This window comes from Pseudomonas sp. 14P5.3.2, from assembly GCF_057799175.1.
Map to the genome: position 1 here is coordinate 22828 of NZ_JBYOKU010000018.1, position 13584 is coordinate 36411.

Here is a 13584-nt window from a genome sequence, read left to right on the forward strand (position 1 = left end):
AACACCGACAGTTTGTGCTGTTGTACGCTCGGCATTTCACAATTAAATTTATTTTCACTTGTGAATATTAACTAACTGGAACCGCTCAGCTTTTGAATTAAGGATGACATTTTATAAATAACCCCACTAATAACCCTTTATTTAATTTTCAAAGCAGCCAAGAGCGAAAAGATCAGAACACCACGTAAGAAACATCCTACACTCGGGTTCGTGCCGGATCCTTTGGATCCAAACCGCACTCCCAGGAAAAGCCTCACGGAGTTTGTAATGGAAATGTGGAAGGAGTCGCAACTGAAGCAACTGACTTTCGCAAAGGAGATAGAGACTGCCTATCCGATCCTTTTGAGATTCGCTGAGAATATCGGTTTTAATTTCTGCGCGATCTCGTTGACTTCGAATAATCGGAACGACAACTTAAACCCCTTGCAAATCAACAACTACCCTCAAGAGTGGAACGAACTCTATGAACTTGAACGCTACGGCAAGATTGATCCGGTAATATCACACTGCAATCACTGTATGTTGCCGGTGATGTGGAGCGAAGACCTGTACTCGCAAACACCAGAACTCTGGCAGGCGTTGCAAGAACATGGCTTGCGCCACGGCTGGTCACAGTCGTTCCATCATGAAGCATCCGGGCTCTGCACCACGCTGAGTCTCGCCAGAAAAAAGGGTCCTTTGAGCCCGCTCGAGCTGTACGAGCATTTCGGTTACATGTTCTACGTAACCGGCCATCTGAGCGAGTTGTTCGCCAGAACCTTGCCCAGGCACACCGACCCTCTCACCCGACCGAAGCTTTCACCCCGGGAACTGGAAGTGCTGAAGCTTTCGGCCGTCGGCAAGACCGCTTATGAAATTTCGCGGATCCTTTGCCTCAGCGAACGGACTGTGAACTATCACGTGCAGAACGTGATTTCGAAGTTGAATGTGTGCAACAAGATTTCCGCAGTCATTGCGGCCACGCGCATCGGCCTGCTGGACACGCCGTAAACGCTAAAACCTGCGAGTATTCGAGCGCAAAAAAAAGTACCATTTGCGACCTTCCTGAGTGATGACGGCAACTTTGGCGTCGTGGTCCACTCGGACGGTTCCGCAGCACGCTCACCTGGGCCGCGGGCCACCCGTTGATTACCCAGAGTCCCCGTCCCATGCCCTTGCTCGATACGCCCTTTGCCCAACTCGATCTGATCCGCCAGCCTGAACAGCAGAATGAACCGCTGCAAGCCTTCGATGCGGCCGACGAATACCTGCTCAATCATCTGGCCGCCGAGCAACCGGCAGCGGATACCCGGGTACTGGTGCTCAACGACAGCTTCGGCGCCCTCGCGGCCAGCCTGGCGGGCAAGGTTCAGGTCAGCAGCAGTGGTGACTCGTTCCTGGCTTTTCAGGGCCTTGAGAAAAACCTGGTGCGCAATGGCCTGGCGTTTGATGCCGTGCGCGGCACACCGGCCAGCGAGCCGTTGGTCGGCCCCTACGACCGGGTGCTGATCCGTGTGCCGAAAACCCTGGCGTTGCTTGAAGAGCAATTGATTCGCCTGCAAGGTCAACTGGCTCCGGGCGCGCAAGTGGTGGCTGCGGCCATGGTCAAGCATTTGCCACGGGCGGCTGGCGACCTGCTGGAGCGCTACATCGGTCCGGTACAGGCGTCGCTGGCGGTGAAGAAGGCCCGCTTGCTGATCGCCACACCTGAAGCGAAAGCCCCGACGGTCTCGCCCTACCCGTCGCGTTACCTGCTCGACGAACCGGCCATCGAGTTGCTCAACCACGCCAACGTGTTCTGCCGCGAAGGGCTGGACATCGGCACCCGTGCGTTCCTCCCGCACTTGCCGAAAAACCTTGGTTCGGCCCGGGTCGCCGACCTGGGCTGCGGCAACGGCGTATTGGCGATCGCCAGCGCCCTGCGCAACCCTGACGCGCATTACACGCTGGTCGACGAATCGTTCATGGCGGTGCAATCGGCTGGCGAGAACTGGCGGGCGGCACTGGGCGAACGAGAAGTGATCGTGCGGGCCGGCGATGGTCTGGCCGGACAAGAGCCGCAATCGCTGGACGTAGTGCTGTGCAATCCGCCGTTCCATCAACAACAGGTGGTGGGTGACTTCCTCGCCTGGCGCATGTTCCAGCAAGCCCGCGAGGCGCTGGTGGTGGGCGGTGCGTTATACATCGTCGGCAACCGTCATCTGGGTTATCACAGCAAACTGGCGCGGCTGTTCCGTGGCGTCGAACAAGTAGCGGCCACGCCGAAATTCGTGATTCTCAAAGCCCGCAAGTAAAACCTCAGGCAAAAAAAACCCTCCGTGGTACGGAGGGTTGTAAACCGTGCCCAGAGGCAACGGAACGGGATGTTTCAGTGAGTGGTCAGGCCCGCCGCGCTCATGAACAGGCGCATCAGGCTGGCGGCAACGAACAGCGCGCCGACGCTCCCGATCCAGATCAGGGCCAACCAGCCGAGCCGCTGCCACAGCGGCTTTTTTTCGGCCTCTTCAATCTCGTGCAGGGAATGTTTGCCGTTCATTGCATCGTTCCTCCGTCAGGCGATGGCGTCACTGACGACACCATCGCGAGCAGGCTCGCTCCCACTGGGTGAGCGGAGCGCAGGCTAGTGATAACCGTCTTCATGGGTGACCTTGCCGCGGAACACGTAGTAGCTCCAGAAGGTGTAACCCAGGATAAACGGGATGATGAACAGCGTACCGACCAGCATGAAGCCTTGGCTCTGCGGCGGTGCAGCGGCGTCCCAGATCGAGATCGACGGCGGCACGATGTTCGGCCACAGGCTGATGCCCAGACCGCTGTAGCCGAGGAAAATCAGCACCAGGGTCAGCAGGAACGGCATGTAGTTGGCGTTGCGCGCCACCGCGCGGATCAAACCGTAAAGGGTGATCAGCACCAGAATCGGCACCGGCATGAACCAGAACAGGTTCGGCATGCTGAACCAGCGTGTCGCGATTTCCGGGTGAGCCAGCGGCGTCCACAGACTGACGATGCCGATCACCGCCAGCAGCACGAACGCCAGCGGCCGCGCGAGGTTGTGCATCTGTTCCTGCAACTTGCCTTCGGTCTTCATGATCAGCCAGGTGCAACCGAGCAAGGCATAGGCCACCACCAGCGCAGCGCCGCAGAACAGGGTGAATGGCGTCAGCCAGTCCAGTGAACCGCCGGCGTATTGCCGATTGACCACTGGCAAGCCGTCGATGAATGCCCCGAGTGCCACGCCCTGAAAGAACGTCGCCGCCACCGAACCGCCGATGAACGCCTTGTCCCACAGGTGGCGCTTGTCGTCCTTGGCCTTGAAGCGGAACTCGAACGCCACACCGCGAAAAATCAGGCCGATCAGCATGAAGATCAGCGGCAGGTACAGCGCCGACAGCACCACCGAATAGGCCAGCGGGAACGCGCCAAACAACGCCGCGCCGCCCAGTACCAGCCAGGTTTCGTTGCCGTCCCACACCGGGGCCACGGTGTTCATCATCACGTCACGGTCGGTCTTGCCCGGGATGAACGGAAAGAGAATCCCGATTCCCAGGTCGAAACCGTCCATGACCACGTACATCATGATGCCGAAGATGATGATCACGGCCCAGATCAGCGGAAGATCAATACCCATGAGTCAAATCTCCTTTTCCAGGCTGCGCTGCGAGTCAGCGTCGGTGCCTTCGTCATCGGCGGCGGACAACGGCCGCGCCGGTGTGCGTTTCTGGCCAGGACCACCGTCGTTGGTTTCCTTGCCCTCATCGGTTTTCGGCCCTTTGCGCACCAGACGCATCATGTAGCCGAGCCCGGCACCGAACAGCGCGAAATACACCACGACGAACATGATCAGGGTGATGCTCATCTGCATGAAGCTGTGGTTGGAAGACGCATCCGCCGTGCGCATCAGCCCGTAGACCACCCACGGCTGACGCCCGATCTCGGTGGTGAACCAGCCGGCGAGGATCGCAATCAGGCCGGACGGTCCCATCCACAACGCCAGATACAGGAACGGCCGCGAGGTGTAGAGGGTGTCGCGCTTGCGCAGCCACAGGCTCCACAGACCGGTGAAGATCATCAGGAAGCCGAGACCGACCATGACCCGGAACGACCAGAACACGATGGTCGAGTTCGGCCGGTCTTCAGGCGGGAACTCCTTGAGCGCCGGCACCTGCTTGTCCAGCGAGTGGGTCAGGATCAGGCTGCCGAGATACGGAATCTCCACGGCGAATTTGGTTTTCTCTTCCTTCATGTCCGGCCAGCCGAACAGGATCAACGGCGTCGCTTCGTTGCCTTTGTTTTCCCAGTGGCCTTCGATCGCGGCGATTTTTGCCGGCTGATGCTCAAGGGTGTTGAGGCCGTGGAAGTCACCGATGACCGCCTGGATCGGCGCGACGATCAGCGCCATCCACATCGCCATCGACAGCATGGTGCGGATCGCCGGGTTGTCCTTGCCGCGCAGCAGGTGCCAGGCCGCCGACGAGCCGACGAAGAACGCCGTGGCCACGAATGCAGCGGTCGCCATGTGCATCAGGCGATACGGGAACGACGGGTTGAAGATGATCGCCAGCCAGTCGGTCGGGATCACCTGACCGTTGACGATCTCGAAGCCTTGCGGCGTCTGCATCCAGCTGTTGGAAGCGAGGATCCAGAACGTCGAGATCAGCGTACCGATGGCCACCATCACGGTGGCGAAGAAGTGCAGTTTTCGCCCGACCTTGTTCCAGCCGAACAGCATCACCCCGAGGAAACCGGCCTCGAGGAAAAATGCCGTGAGCACCTCGTAGGTCAGCAACGGTCCGGTGACGGAACCGGCGAAGTCCGAGAAACGGCTCCAGTTGGTACCAAACTGGTAGGCCATGACCAGACCGGAGACCACACCCATGCCGAAGTTGACGGCAAAGATTTTCGACCAGAAGTGGTAGAGATCCCGGTAGGTGTCGTTATGGGTTTTCAACCACAAGCCTTCGAGCACCGCCAGGTAGCTCGCCAGACCAATGGTGATGGCCGGGAACAGGATGTGGAACGAGATGGTGAATGCGAACTGAATTCGGGCGAGATCGAGCGCCTCTAAACCGAACATACGTCTTCCTCTGTCAGGTAATACCGGCGATGGGGCTTGCGGCCCCTGCACCTACTGCCCCCACGAATATCGAGTGCGGCGAATTCTGATTCGTTCTTTTTTAATAACCATCGCAACGCAGGGAGTCTGGCCATTGGGCCACCAGACCATGGCCCGGGAGGGTCTTGATCTGGATCAAGCAATGTTGAAAGAGTAGTCCCATTTCCGACGAAGAACGGCGTGGTCGTTTGCCGCGTGACAAGTTGCCTCATTGCCTGAGCAACGTTCTGAAAGACATTCCCGGAGCGGCGAAATCCCTTGTGGCGAGGGAGCTTGCTCCCGCTCGGCTGCGCAGCAGTCGTAAAACCTGCCACCTTGACCTATCCAGAGAAATGCACGGGAGTGCTTCGCCCTCCAGCGGGAGCAAGCTCCCTCGCCACAAGAAACTGAGGGTTTTGGACGATAGATGTCTGGCTAACTAAATTTTTTGTCATAGCAACTTCCTGTTACAGACTGGTGATAACCTCGCGGTTCCCCCCCGAGCCAGACCTGCCTTCAGATGCCCAGCCAAGAGCCCCTGCTGTTACGTCACCATCGTCCATTTCTCGCGTTCTGGTTCGCCCGGATCTTCACCGCCAGCGGTTTTCAGATGCTCACGGTGGCGATCGGCTGGAATCTGTATCAACTGACCGGCAACGTGCTCGACCTGGGTCTGGTCGGTCTGGTCGAATTCGCGCCACGGGTGTTGTTCATGCTGCACACCGGTCACGTCGCCGACCGCTATGACCGACGCCGGGTCGCGGCGATCTGTCAGTCGTTGCAGGCGATGATCGCCCTGGCGCTGGCCATCGGCAGCGCCACCGATCACATCACCCGGGAAATGATCTTCATCCTCGCCTTCCTGCTCGGCGGCGCACGCTCCTTCGAGCTGCCGACCACCCAGGCACTGCTGCCGAGCATCGTGCCCAGTGCCCTGTTTCCACGGGCGGTCGCCGCAGCACAGTCGGCACAGCAGTCGGCCACCATCGTCGCCCCGGCGATGGGTGGCCTGCTCTACGCGTTTGGCAGTGTCTGGGTCTACGGCCCGACGGTGTTGCTCTACGTTATCGCCTGCACCTTGATGCTCAATCTGCCCGCGCGGCAGACGCCGCTGAACAAAGGCAAAGCCACGCTGGACTCGCTGCTGGCCGGGATTCGCTTCATCCGCAGCCGCCCGGACATTCTCGGGGCGATCTCGCTGGATCTGTTCGCCGTGCTGCTCGGTGGCGCCACCGCGTTGCTGCCGGTGTTCGCCAAAGACATCCTGCTCACCGGCCCATGGGGCTTGGGCCTGCTGCGTTCGGCGCCGGCGGTTGGCGCGCTGGGGATGTCGCTGTTCCTCGCCCGGTTTTCCGTCGAACGCAACGTTGGCCGGGTGATGTTCACCGCGGTCGGCGTATTCGGCGTCGCGACCATCGCCTTCGGCCTGTCGACCTCATTCTGGTTCTCGCTGGCGGTGCTGGTGGTGCTCGGCGCGGCGGACATGATCAGCATGGTGATCCGCGCCTCCTTTGTGCAACTGGAAACCCCGGACGAAATGCGCGGCCGGGTCAGCGCGGTGAACGGCCTGTTCATCGGCGCCTCGAACCAGTTGGGCGAATTCGAATCCGGCCTCACCGCGCACTGGTTCGGCACCGTACCGGCCGTGGTGATGGGCGGGATCGGCACGCTGGTGGTCACCGGGACCTGGATCAAACTGTTCCCGACCCTGGCCAAACGCGACCGGATGCATGTGCCGGTGGAAGAGGCGAAGGTCTGAGGCACATCAGCGAAATCAACACGCCAAGCACAAATTGATTGAAAAGGTGCGGTACATAGTTACCGCACAGAGTGTAATGTATCGCCTTACACTCGCCGCCATGATCAAATCCTTTCAGCACAAAGGCCTTCGTGGCTTCTATGAAACAGGTTCGACCCGCGGAATTCGCGCCGATCACGCAAAACGTCTGGCACGTATGCTGCAGTTCATGGATCGCGCAGCACTTCCCGCAGATCTTGATCTGCCGGGTTGGCGCCTGCATCCACTGAAAGGTGAACTGTCCGAATATTGGTCGCTCAGTGTTTCAGGCAACTGGCGGGTTATCTTTCGTTTTGTCGGTTCGGACATCGAATTGGTCGATTATCTGGACTACCACTGACAGGAGGCAGGCTCATGCCCATGCACAACCCGCCACACCCCGGTGAAACACTGCTCGTGGATGTCTTGCCAGAGTTAGGCATCAGTGTGAGTGAATTGGCCAGACATCTGGGCTTCGCCCGCCCTCACCTTTCCCGCGTATTGCACGGCCATGCACCGATCAGCCCGGATCTGGCAGTACGGCTGGAGCGAGCAGGCATTGGCAAGGCGCGTGTGTGGCTAGGCGTTCAAACCGATTACGATCTGTGGCAAGCAGAGCATCGGGAGCAACCAGCCATTACGCCTATCGCTGCCCACGCCTGAAGCCATCACACCAACATCTCCCCCGCCACCTTCGCCCGCAACGCCTTGCCGCCAAGCTGCTCAACCAGCGTCAGGGCAAACGCCAGTGCGCCACCAGAGCCTTGAGCGGTGATGCAATTGCCGTCGACCACCACCGGTTGATCAACAAACGTACAACCCGACAGTTGATGACTGGTAGCCGGCAGGCAGGTCATGCGCCGCTGACGCAGGACGCCGAAGGCTTGCAGGGCGATGGCCGGGGCTTCGCCTATGGCGGCGAACAGGCGTCCGGCGCTGGCCTGATCCTTGAGCAATTGCTGCAGCGGCTGATGTGCCGCCAGGTGTTGTGAACCGACAACACCACCGGGCAGGGCAATCAGGTCAAAAGTCTGCGCCAGCACATCGACCAGCATGCCATCCGCCATCAGGCGCGTACCGCGCGCGCAGGTCAGCATGCGCCGGCCTTCGATGCTGGCCGCTACCACTTCGATACCGGCGCGGCGCAGCACGTCGATCAGGGTCACGCTTTGCAGATCATCGATGCCCTCGGCGAGGGTAATCAGGGCTCTAAAGGTCATGGGCGCCATCCGCTGGGTGATCTTCCAAGCGTAGTCAGCTTTGTCCTGCCCCGTCCGGTGATAGCCGTTACTTGATGTAAAGCTGGGTCGACAGGGTGTTGCGCGGCGCGTTGAGCGAGGTGTTGCTGAAGCTGAAGGTGCCTTCCTGCTTGCCCGCCAGATCGAAGGTATACAGCGAGCCGACAGTTTTGCTGCCGGGGGTGCACTCGGTCAGATTGCCGTTATCGTAGGCACACACCGGGGCCCGTGTGCCGGTGACTTCAAAACCGTCCAGCGTGGCGTGCGGCTGGTTCTGGCCATAGCCGACTTCCAGCACATACACCTTGATGCTCGGGCCGCTGTGATTGCACTGGGTTTGCGGCTGGTTATCGCCGATGTCTTCGAGGCCGCAAGCCGGCGACTGAACCTTGATCACCTTCACTTCAGTCAACGGTGGCGCCGAGGCTGCCAGCGCCGCCGTCGACCCGGCCATCAGCCCTGCCATTACCCAGAAAGCCTGCATCCAGCGCTTGCCCATATGATCGCGTTTCCCCGAAAAATTCAGCGCGCAGTATGGCGCAGATAACCCTCCGGCAAAACTTCGACGACGTTCGGCACCAACAACCGCCATATTCCTCACGCTGCTGGTATGATGCGCGGCTTTTTCCGGCCCACCACAAATTCCCAGGCGCTTGCGACGGTCTGTGCTTTGCTGTTGAGGTCGATACATTCACGGCGCCGCGCGCGCCACGGGGAGCAGACATGCTGGAAAGGCTGTTTCAACTCAAGGCACACAACACCAACGTGCGTACCGAGATTCTGGCGGGCGTCACGACCTTCCTGGCCATGGCCTACATTCTGTTCGTCAACCCGAGCATTCTCGGCGAGACCGGCATGGACAAGGGCGCGGTGTTCGTCGCCACCTGTCTGGCAGCCGCCATCGGCTCGACCATCATGGGCCTGATCGCCAACTACCCGATCGCCCTCGCGCCTGGCATGGGCCTGAACGCCTTCTTCACTTACACCGTGGTCCTGCACATGGGCCACACCTGGCAAGTGGCGCTGGGCGCGGTGTTCATCTCGGCAGTGTGCTTCTTCCTGCTGTCGATCTTCCGCATCCGCGAATGGATCATCAACAGCATCCCGCTACCGCTGCGCTCGGCGATTGCCGCCGGTATCGGCCTGTTCCTGGCGCTGATCGCCCTGCACAACGCCGGCATCGTAGTCAGCAACCCGGCGACCATGGTCGGCCTCGGTGACCTGAAAGCCCCGGCGCCGATCCTCGCCACCCTCGGCTTCGCGCTGATCGTCGCCCTCGAAGCGCTGAAAGTGCGCGGCGCAGTACTGATCGGCATTCTGGCGGTGACCATCATTTCCATCGCCATGGGCTTCACTCCGTTTGGCGGCGTGACCTCGATGCCACCTTCGCTGGCCCCGACCTTCATGCAACTGGACATCAAGGGCGCGCTGGACATCGGTCTGGTCAGCGTGATCTTCGCCTTCCTGTTCGTCGACCTGTTCGACAACTCCGGCACCCTGATCGGCGTCGCCAAGCGCGCCGGCCTGATGGGCAAGGACGGCCACATGCCGAAAATGGGTCGTGCACTGATCGCCGACAGCACCGCGGCGATGGCCGGCTCGCTGCTGGGTACTTCGACCACCACCAGCTACATCGAATCCGCTGCCGGCGTGAGCGCTGGCGGGCGTACCGGCCTGACGGCGGTCGTCGTGGCGATCCTGTTCCTGCTGGCGCTGTTCTTCTCGCCACTGGCGGCCAGCGTTCCAGCCTTCGCCACCGCACCGGCGCTGCTGTTCGTCGCCGTGCTGATGACTTCCGGTCTGGCGGAAATAGACTGGGAAGACATCACCGTGGCCGCACCGGTTGTGGTTACCGCGCTGGCGATGCCATTCACTTACTCGATCGCCAACGGCATCGCCTTCGGCTTCATCTCCTGGACCGTGATCAAGCTGCTGTCGGGCCGCGCCCGTGAGCTGAACCCGGCGCTGGTGATCCTGTCGATTCTGTTTGTGATCAAGTTGGGTTGGTTCAACGCATGACTTTCGATTCCCAGGCCTACGCCACTCAGCTCGAAGACAAGGTCACGCGTTTGCGTGACCTGCTGGCCCCGTTCGATGCGCCAGAGCCGACCGTGTTCGACTCGCCGCTGCAGAACTTCCGCCTGCGCGCGGAATTTCGCCTGTGGCGCGAGGGCGGTGAGCGGCACTACGCGATGTTTTCCCAGGACGACAAACGCACGCCGATCCTGATCGAAGAATTCCCGATTGCCAGCCTGCGCATCAACCAGTTGATGCCGCAGCTCAAGGCGGCGTGGCAGGCCAGTTCGGCGCTGAGCCACAAGCTGTTCCAGGTGGAGTTCCTGACCACGTTGGCCGGCGATGCGATGATCACCCTGTGCTATCACCGTCCGCTGGACGAGCACTGGCATGCGGCCGCGTCGAAGTTGGCGGCTGATCTCAACGTCAGCGTCATCGGCCGCTCCAAGGGCAAGCGCGAAGTGATCGGCCACGATTACGTGGTCGAGAAGCTTGAAGTCGGCGGTCGCACCTTCAGTTACCGTCAGCCGGAAGGCGCGTTCACCCAGCCCAACGGCACGGTGAACCAGAAGATGCTCAACTGGGCGTACGAAGCATTGGGCGATCGTCCCGACGATCTGCTGGAGCTGTACTGCGGCAACGGCAACTTCACCCTGCCGCTCGCCACCCGCGTGCGCAACGTGCTGGCCACCGAGATCAGCAAGACCTCGGTCAACGCCGCACTGAGCAACCTCAGCGAAAACGCTGTGGATAACGTCACGCTGGTGCGTCTGTCCGCCGAAGAGCTGACCGAAGCGCTGAACGAAGTGCGTCCGTTCCGTCGCCTGCACGGCATCGACCTGAAAAGCTACGAGTTCGGCAGCGTGTTCGTCGACCCGCCGCGCGCCGGCATGGACCCGGACACCTGCGAGCTGACCCGGCGCTTCGACAACATCCTGTACATCTCCTGCAACCCGGAAACCCTGGCGGCCAACATCGCCCAACTGCACGACACCCACCGCATCACCCGTTGTGCAATGTTCGACCAGTTCCCGTGGACGCACCACATGGAGTCCGGGGTGCTGCTGACCCGTCGTTGATGGCGAATGCCAGATACGAGAAAGCCGTCGTGATTGACGGCTTTTTTGTGCCTGCTTACGGTGCCGTGTCGGTTTTACGTGGACGCCCGCCCTTCTTGCCATTCGCTCGTGCGGCTTCGGATTTTGCCGCACTGCTTTGACGACCGTTGCGCGAAGCTACCACCGAAGCCGCCATTCTCATGAGTGACGGGCTCGCCGAGATCATTCCGGAGATGGAAACGTCGAGGTCTTTGCCCTCGTGACAAAGCGCAGTGCCTGCAAAACCGACTGTCAGGCTTGCATAATCGTCTGCCTCAAACCCTTCGAACTCCGGATACTGGCTTACCGGTAGCAACACACCGCTGCCGTCTTCAAAACGAATGACCAGAGAGGGGGTTTCAAAGGTCACGGAAACAGCCTGCAAGCTACCTGTTTGTCGCGCTTCGCCACGTTTTATCGCGGCATCGAGCATTTCTTCCGTCAGTGGACGATGCACGGACGGCTTTGCCTTGATGACATTCATAAATCGATTTCCACTCCTTCCAGTTTGCCGAGCAATGTCAGAAGAGTCTTGTCGGCTTCTGGCTCATAACGCGCCGAACTGATCCTGTAGGTCGACGAGAAAGCGGCACGACATCCCACAGATCAATGTCGTTGTGCCAGAAACTGAACTGAAATCGGGCATTCCAGGCGCCTGCATTAACGTGGACATGTGGTGGGCAATGCTCATCTCGCAACATGATGCTTATCGACAATCCCTTGTAACTGCATACCTTCATGCTAACCCATCCGTTAGGTTAATAAGTTTCAAGATTCGATTTTCCTTGCAAATCCTACGGTCGGTGCTGCACAGCACCCAATGGCTTTCCCCCCTTTGAGACTAGCGGCGGCATGGGTGAGGAGGTGCTGAATCTTTAAGAAAAAACGTAAGCAAAGCTGTCGATACAACTCGAGCAAATCTGAAATGAAAACGGCTTGTGTGCGATCACCGAACAAAAAAGCCAAAGGTCCAGGCAGTTCAATTGACCATGGTAACCATCTGGTACATTTTACCTCCACAGGCTGAGACCCTCGGCCCAAGCCAAAAACAATAAGTGGAGTTTGCCCCCATGCCCCCTATCGTTCTGGTGCTCAACGGCCCGAACCTGAACCTGCTCGGCACCCGTGAACCTCAGACCTACGGTCACGAAACCCTGGCCGATATTTCTGCACTGTGCGGGCGCGCCGCTGAAGAATTCGGCCTGACCGTGGAATTTCGCCAGACCAATCACGAAGGCGAATTGCTCGACTGGATTCACGCGGCACGCGGACGCTGCGCCGGGATTGTGATCAACCCGGCGGCCTGGACACACACCTCGGTGGCGATCCGCGACGCGCTGGTGGCCAGTGAATTGCCGGTGATCGAAGTGCACCTGTCCAACGTGCATGCGCGTGAGCCGTTCCGCCACCACTCGTTCGTCTCGGCCATCGCCACGGCGGTGATGTGCGGCTTCGGCAGCCATGGCTATCGCCTGGCCCTGGAGCATTTCAGTCAACGGCTGAAAGGACGCGCAGCATGATCCGTAAGAACGTAATACTCGCCGGGCTGATTGGCGCGGGCATTCAGGCCTCGCGCACGCCAGCACTGCATGAACACGAGGGCGATGCCCAAGGCCTGCGCTACCTGTATCGACTGATCGACCTCGATCAGTTGCAACTCGACAGCAACGCGCTGCCCGACTTGCTGCTGGCCGCCGAGCGCATGCACTACACCGGCCTGAACATCACCTTCCCGTGCAAGCAGGCGATCATCCCGTTGCTCGATGAACTGTCGCCGGAAGCCCGGGGCATCGGCGCGGTCAACACGGTGGTGCTCAAGGATGGCAAGCGCATCGGCCACAACACCGATTGCCTGGGTTTTGCCGAAGGTTTTCGCCGAGGCCTGACAGACGCTGCGCGTGAGCGTGTCGTCCAGATGGGCGCCGGTGGTGCCGGGGCGGCGGTGGCCCACGCGCTGCTGAGCGAAGGCGTACAGCAACTGAGCATTTTCGACGTCGACCGCGAGCGCGCCGAGAGTCTGGCGAACAACCTGAACCAGCATTTCGGCTCAGGCCGCGCGGTGGCCGGGCGAGATCTGCCGGGCACGCTGAATCAGGCCGATGGTCTGGTGAATACCACGCCGATGGGCATGGCCAAACTGCCGGGCATGCCGGTGCCGGTGGAGCTGCTGCGCAGGGAATTATGGGTTGCGGAGATCGTGTACTTCCCGCTGGAAACCGAACTGCTGCGCAACGCCCGTGCCCTCGGTTGCCGCACGCTGGACGGCGGCAACATGGCGGTGTTTCAAGCGGTGAAGGCTTTTGAATTGTTCAGCGGCGTGGTGCCGGATGCGCAGCGAATGCTTGCGCATTTCCAAAGCATGAATAGCTGAAGATCAACATCGAT

15 protein-coding genes are annotated in these 13584 nt (G+C 60.1%); 9 read left to right on the top strand and 6 right to left on the bottom strand.

Annotation, left to right across the window (positions count from 1 at the left end; all coding sequences use genetic code 11):
- Positions 1–267: 267 nt before the first annotated feature.
- Together AC27VU_RS16170 and AC27VU_RS16175 are read left to right on the top strand one after the other, a co-directional pair.
- Positions 268–990, top strand: a complete 723-nt coding sequence (locus AC27VU_RS16170; RefSeq protein WP_338800051.1) for an autoinducer binding domain-containing protein — start codon at positions 268–270, stop codon at positions 988–990.
- A 158-nt stretch (positions 991–1148) separates the two neighbouring features.
- Positions 1149–2273 (top strand): methyltransferase, encoded by a 1125-nt coding sequence (locus AC27VU_RS16175; protein WP_488724433.1) that lies wholly within the window; start codon positions 1149–1151, stop codon positions 2271–2273.
- Between the two features lie 74 nt (positions 2274–2347).
- Here AC27VU_RS16175 and AC27VU_RS16180 read toward each other — a convergent pair whose 3' ends face one another.
- From AC27VU_RS16180 to AC27VU_RS16190, 3 genes are all read right to left on the bottom strand, one after another.
- Entirely contained in the window at positions 2348–2515 is a 168-nt protein-coding gene (locus AC27VU_RS16180; protein WP_488724434.1) for a DUF2474 domain-containing protein, read from the bottom strand.
- Between the two features lie 84 nt (positions 2516–2599).
- Positions 2600–3607 carry a cytochrome d ubiquinol oxidase subunit II gene (gene cydB, locus AC27VU_RS16185; protein WP_473018235.1) on the bottom strand — a complete coding sequence of 336 codons (1008 nt, stop codon included), beginning with the start codon at positions 3605–3607 and terminating at the stop codon, positions 2600–2602.
- Between the two features lie 3 nt (positions 3608–3610).
- A complete protein-coding gene (locus AC27VU_RS16190) occupies positions 3611–5053 on the bottom strand; it encodes a cytochrome ubiquinol oxidase subunit I (RefSeq protein ID WP_003228422.1) in 1443 nt (480 codons plus the stop codon).
- 538 nt (positions 5054–5591) lie between these two features.
- Between AC27VU_RS16190 and AC27VU_RS16195 the strand changes: the two genes are divergently transcribed.
- From AC27VU_RS16195 to AC27VU_RS16205, 3 genes are all read left to right on the top strand, one after another.
- Positions 5592–6830, top strand: coding sequence for an MFS transporter (locus tag AC27VU_RS16195; RefSeq protein ID WP_400507201.1), 1239 nt, complete (start codon positions 5592–5594; stop codon positions 6828–6830).
- 100 nt (positions 6831–6930) lie between these two features.
- A complete protein-coding gene (locus AC27VU_RS16200; protein WP_027612847.1) occupies positions 6931–7209 on the top strand; it encodes a type II toxin-antitoxin system RelE/ParE family toxin in 279 nt (92 codons plus the stop codon).
- 14 nt (positions 7210–7223) lie between these two features.
- On the top strand, positions 7224–7511 hold the full coding sequence (locus tag AC27VU_RS16205; RefSeq protein ID WP_003228428.1) for a HigA family addiction module antitoxin: 288 nt from the start codon (positions 7224–7226) through the stop codon (positions 7509–7511).
- A 5-nt stretch (positions 7512–7516) separates the two neighbouring features.
- On the opposite strand, the gene AC27VU_RS16210 is transcribed toward AC27VU_RS16205, so the two are convergent.
- Together AC27VU_RS16210 and AC27VU_RS16215 are read right to left on the bottom strand one after the other, a co-directional pair.
- Entirely contained in the window at positions 7517–8068 is a 552-nt protein-coding gene (locus AC27VU_RS16210) for a DJ-1 family glyoxalase III (protein WP_488724435.1), read from the bottom strand.
- Between the two features lie 67 nt (positions 8069–8135).
- Positions 8136–8585 (bottom strand): DUF4879 domain-containing protein, encoded by a 450-nt coding sequence (locus AC27VU_RS16215; protein WP_488724436.1) that lies wholly within the window; start codon positions 8583–8585, stop codon positions 8136–8138.
- A gap of 224 nt (positions 8586–8809) precedes the next feature.
- Here AC27VU_RS16215 and AC27VU_RS16220 point away from each other — a divergent pair, with 224 nt between their 5' ends.
- Together AC27VU_RS16220 and trmA are read left to right on the top strand one after the other, a co-directional pair.
- The gene (locus AC27VU_RS16220) at positions 8810–10105 is read left to right on the top strand and encodes an NCS2 family permease (RefSeq protein ID WP_003228434.1); all 1296 of its coding nucleotides are present in this window, start codon (positions 8810–8812) and stop codon (positions 10103–10105) included.
- The gene (trmA, locus tag AC27VU_RS16225) at positions 10102–11181 is read left to right on the top strand and encodes a tRNA (uridine(54)-C5)-methyltransferase TrmA (protein ID WP_201136523.1); all 1080 of its coding nucleotides are present in this window, start codon (positions 10102–10104) and stop codon (positions 11179–11181) included. The genes AC27VU_RS16220 and trmA overlap by 4 nt, the downstream gene beginning before the upstream one ends.
- 55 nt (positions 11182–11236) lie before the next feature.
- Here trmA and AC27VU_RS16230 read toward each other — a convergent pair whose 3' ends face one another.
- The gene (locus AC27VU_RS16230) at positions 11237–11683 is read right to left on the bottom strand and encodes a DUF2442 domain-containing protein (protein WP_488724437.1); all 447 of its coding nucleotides are present in this window, start codon (positions 11681–11683) and stop codon (positions 11237–11239) included.
- Positions 11684–12269: 586 nt separating this feature from the next.
- Between AC27VU_RS16230 and aroQ the strand changes: the two genes are divergently transcribed.
- Positions 12270–12719 carry a type II 3-dehydroquinate dehydratase gene (gene aroQ / locus AC27VU_RS16235; protein ID WP_400497273.1) on the top strand — a complete coding sequence of 150 codons (450 nt, stop codon included), beginning with the start codon at positions 12270–12272 and terminating at the stop codon, positions 12717–12719.
- Complete coding sequence (locus AC27VU_RS16240; RefSeq protein WP_473018237.1) at positions 12716–13570, top strand: shikimate dehydrogenase; 855 nt, start codon at positions 12716–12718, stop codon at positions 13568–13570. The genes aroQ and AC27VU_RS16240 overlap by 4 nt, the downstream gene beginning before the upstream one ends.
- The last annotated feature ends 14 nt before the right edge of the window (positions 13571–13584 follow it).

Coding starts and splice junctions, on each gene's coding strand:
- AC27VU_RS16170 (WP_338800051.1), top strand. CDS start 268: ATGGAAATGTGGAAGGAGTCGCAACTGAAGCAACTGACTTTCGCAAAG.
- AC27VU_RS16175 (WP_488724433.1), top strand. CDS start 1,149: ATGCCCTTGCTCGATACGCCCTTTGCCCAACTCGATCTGATCCGCCAG.
- AC27VU_RS16180 (WP_488724434.1), bottom strand. CDS start 2,515: ATGAACGGCAAACATTCCCTGCACGAGATTGAAGAGGCCGAAAAAAAG.
- cydB (WP_473018235.1), bottom strand. CDS start 3,607: ATGGGTATTGATCTTCCGCTGATCTGGGCCGTGATCATCATCTTCGGC.
- AC27VU_RS16190 (WP_003228422.1), bottom strand. CDS start 5,053: ATGTTCGGTTTAGAGGCGCTCGATCTCGCCCGAATTCAGTTCGCATTC.
- AC27VU_RS16195 (WP_400507201.1), top strand. CDS start 5,592: ATGCCCAGCCAAGAGCCCCTGCTGTTACGTCACCATCGTCCATTTCTC.
- AC27VU_RS16200 (WP_027612847.1), top strand. CDS start 6,931: ATGATCAAATCCTTTCAGCACAAAGGCCTTCGTGGCTTCTATGAAACA.
- AC27VU_RS16205 (WP_003228428.1), top strand. CDS start 7,224: ATGCCCATGCACAACCCGCCACACCCCGGTGAAACACTGCTCGTGGAT.
- AC27VU_RS16210 (WP_488724435.1), bottom strand. CDS start 8,068: ATGACCTTTAGAGCCCTGATTACCCTCGCCGAGGGCATCGATGATCTG.
- AC27VU_RS16215 (WP_488724436.1), bottom strand. CDS start 8,585: ATGGGCAAGCGCTGGATGCAGGCTTTCTGGGTAATGGCAGGGCTGATG.
- AC27VU_RS16220 (WP_003228434.1), top strand. CDS start 8,810: ATGCTGGAAAGGCTGTTTCAACTCAAGGCACACAACACCAACGTGCGT.
- trmA (WP_201136523.1), top strand. CDS start 10,102: ATGACTTTCGATTCCCAGGCCTACGCCACTCAGCTCGAAGACAAGGTC.
- AC27VU_RS16230 (WP_488724437.1), bottom strand. CDS start 11,683: ATGAATGTCATCAAGGCAAAGCCGTCCGTGCATCGTCCACTGACGGAA.
- aroQ (WP_400497273.1), top strand. CDS start 12,270: ATGCCCCCTATCGTTCTGGTGCTCAACGGCCCGAACCTGAACCTGCTC.
- AC27VU_RS16240 (WP_473018237.1), top strand. CDS start 12,716: ATGATCCGTAAGAACGTAATACTCGCCGGGCTGATTGGCGCGGGCATT.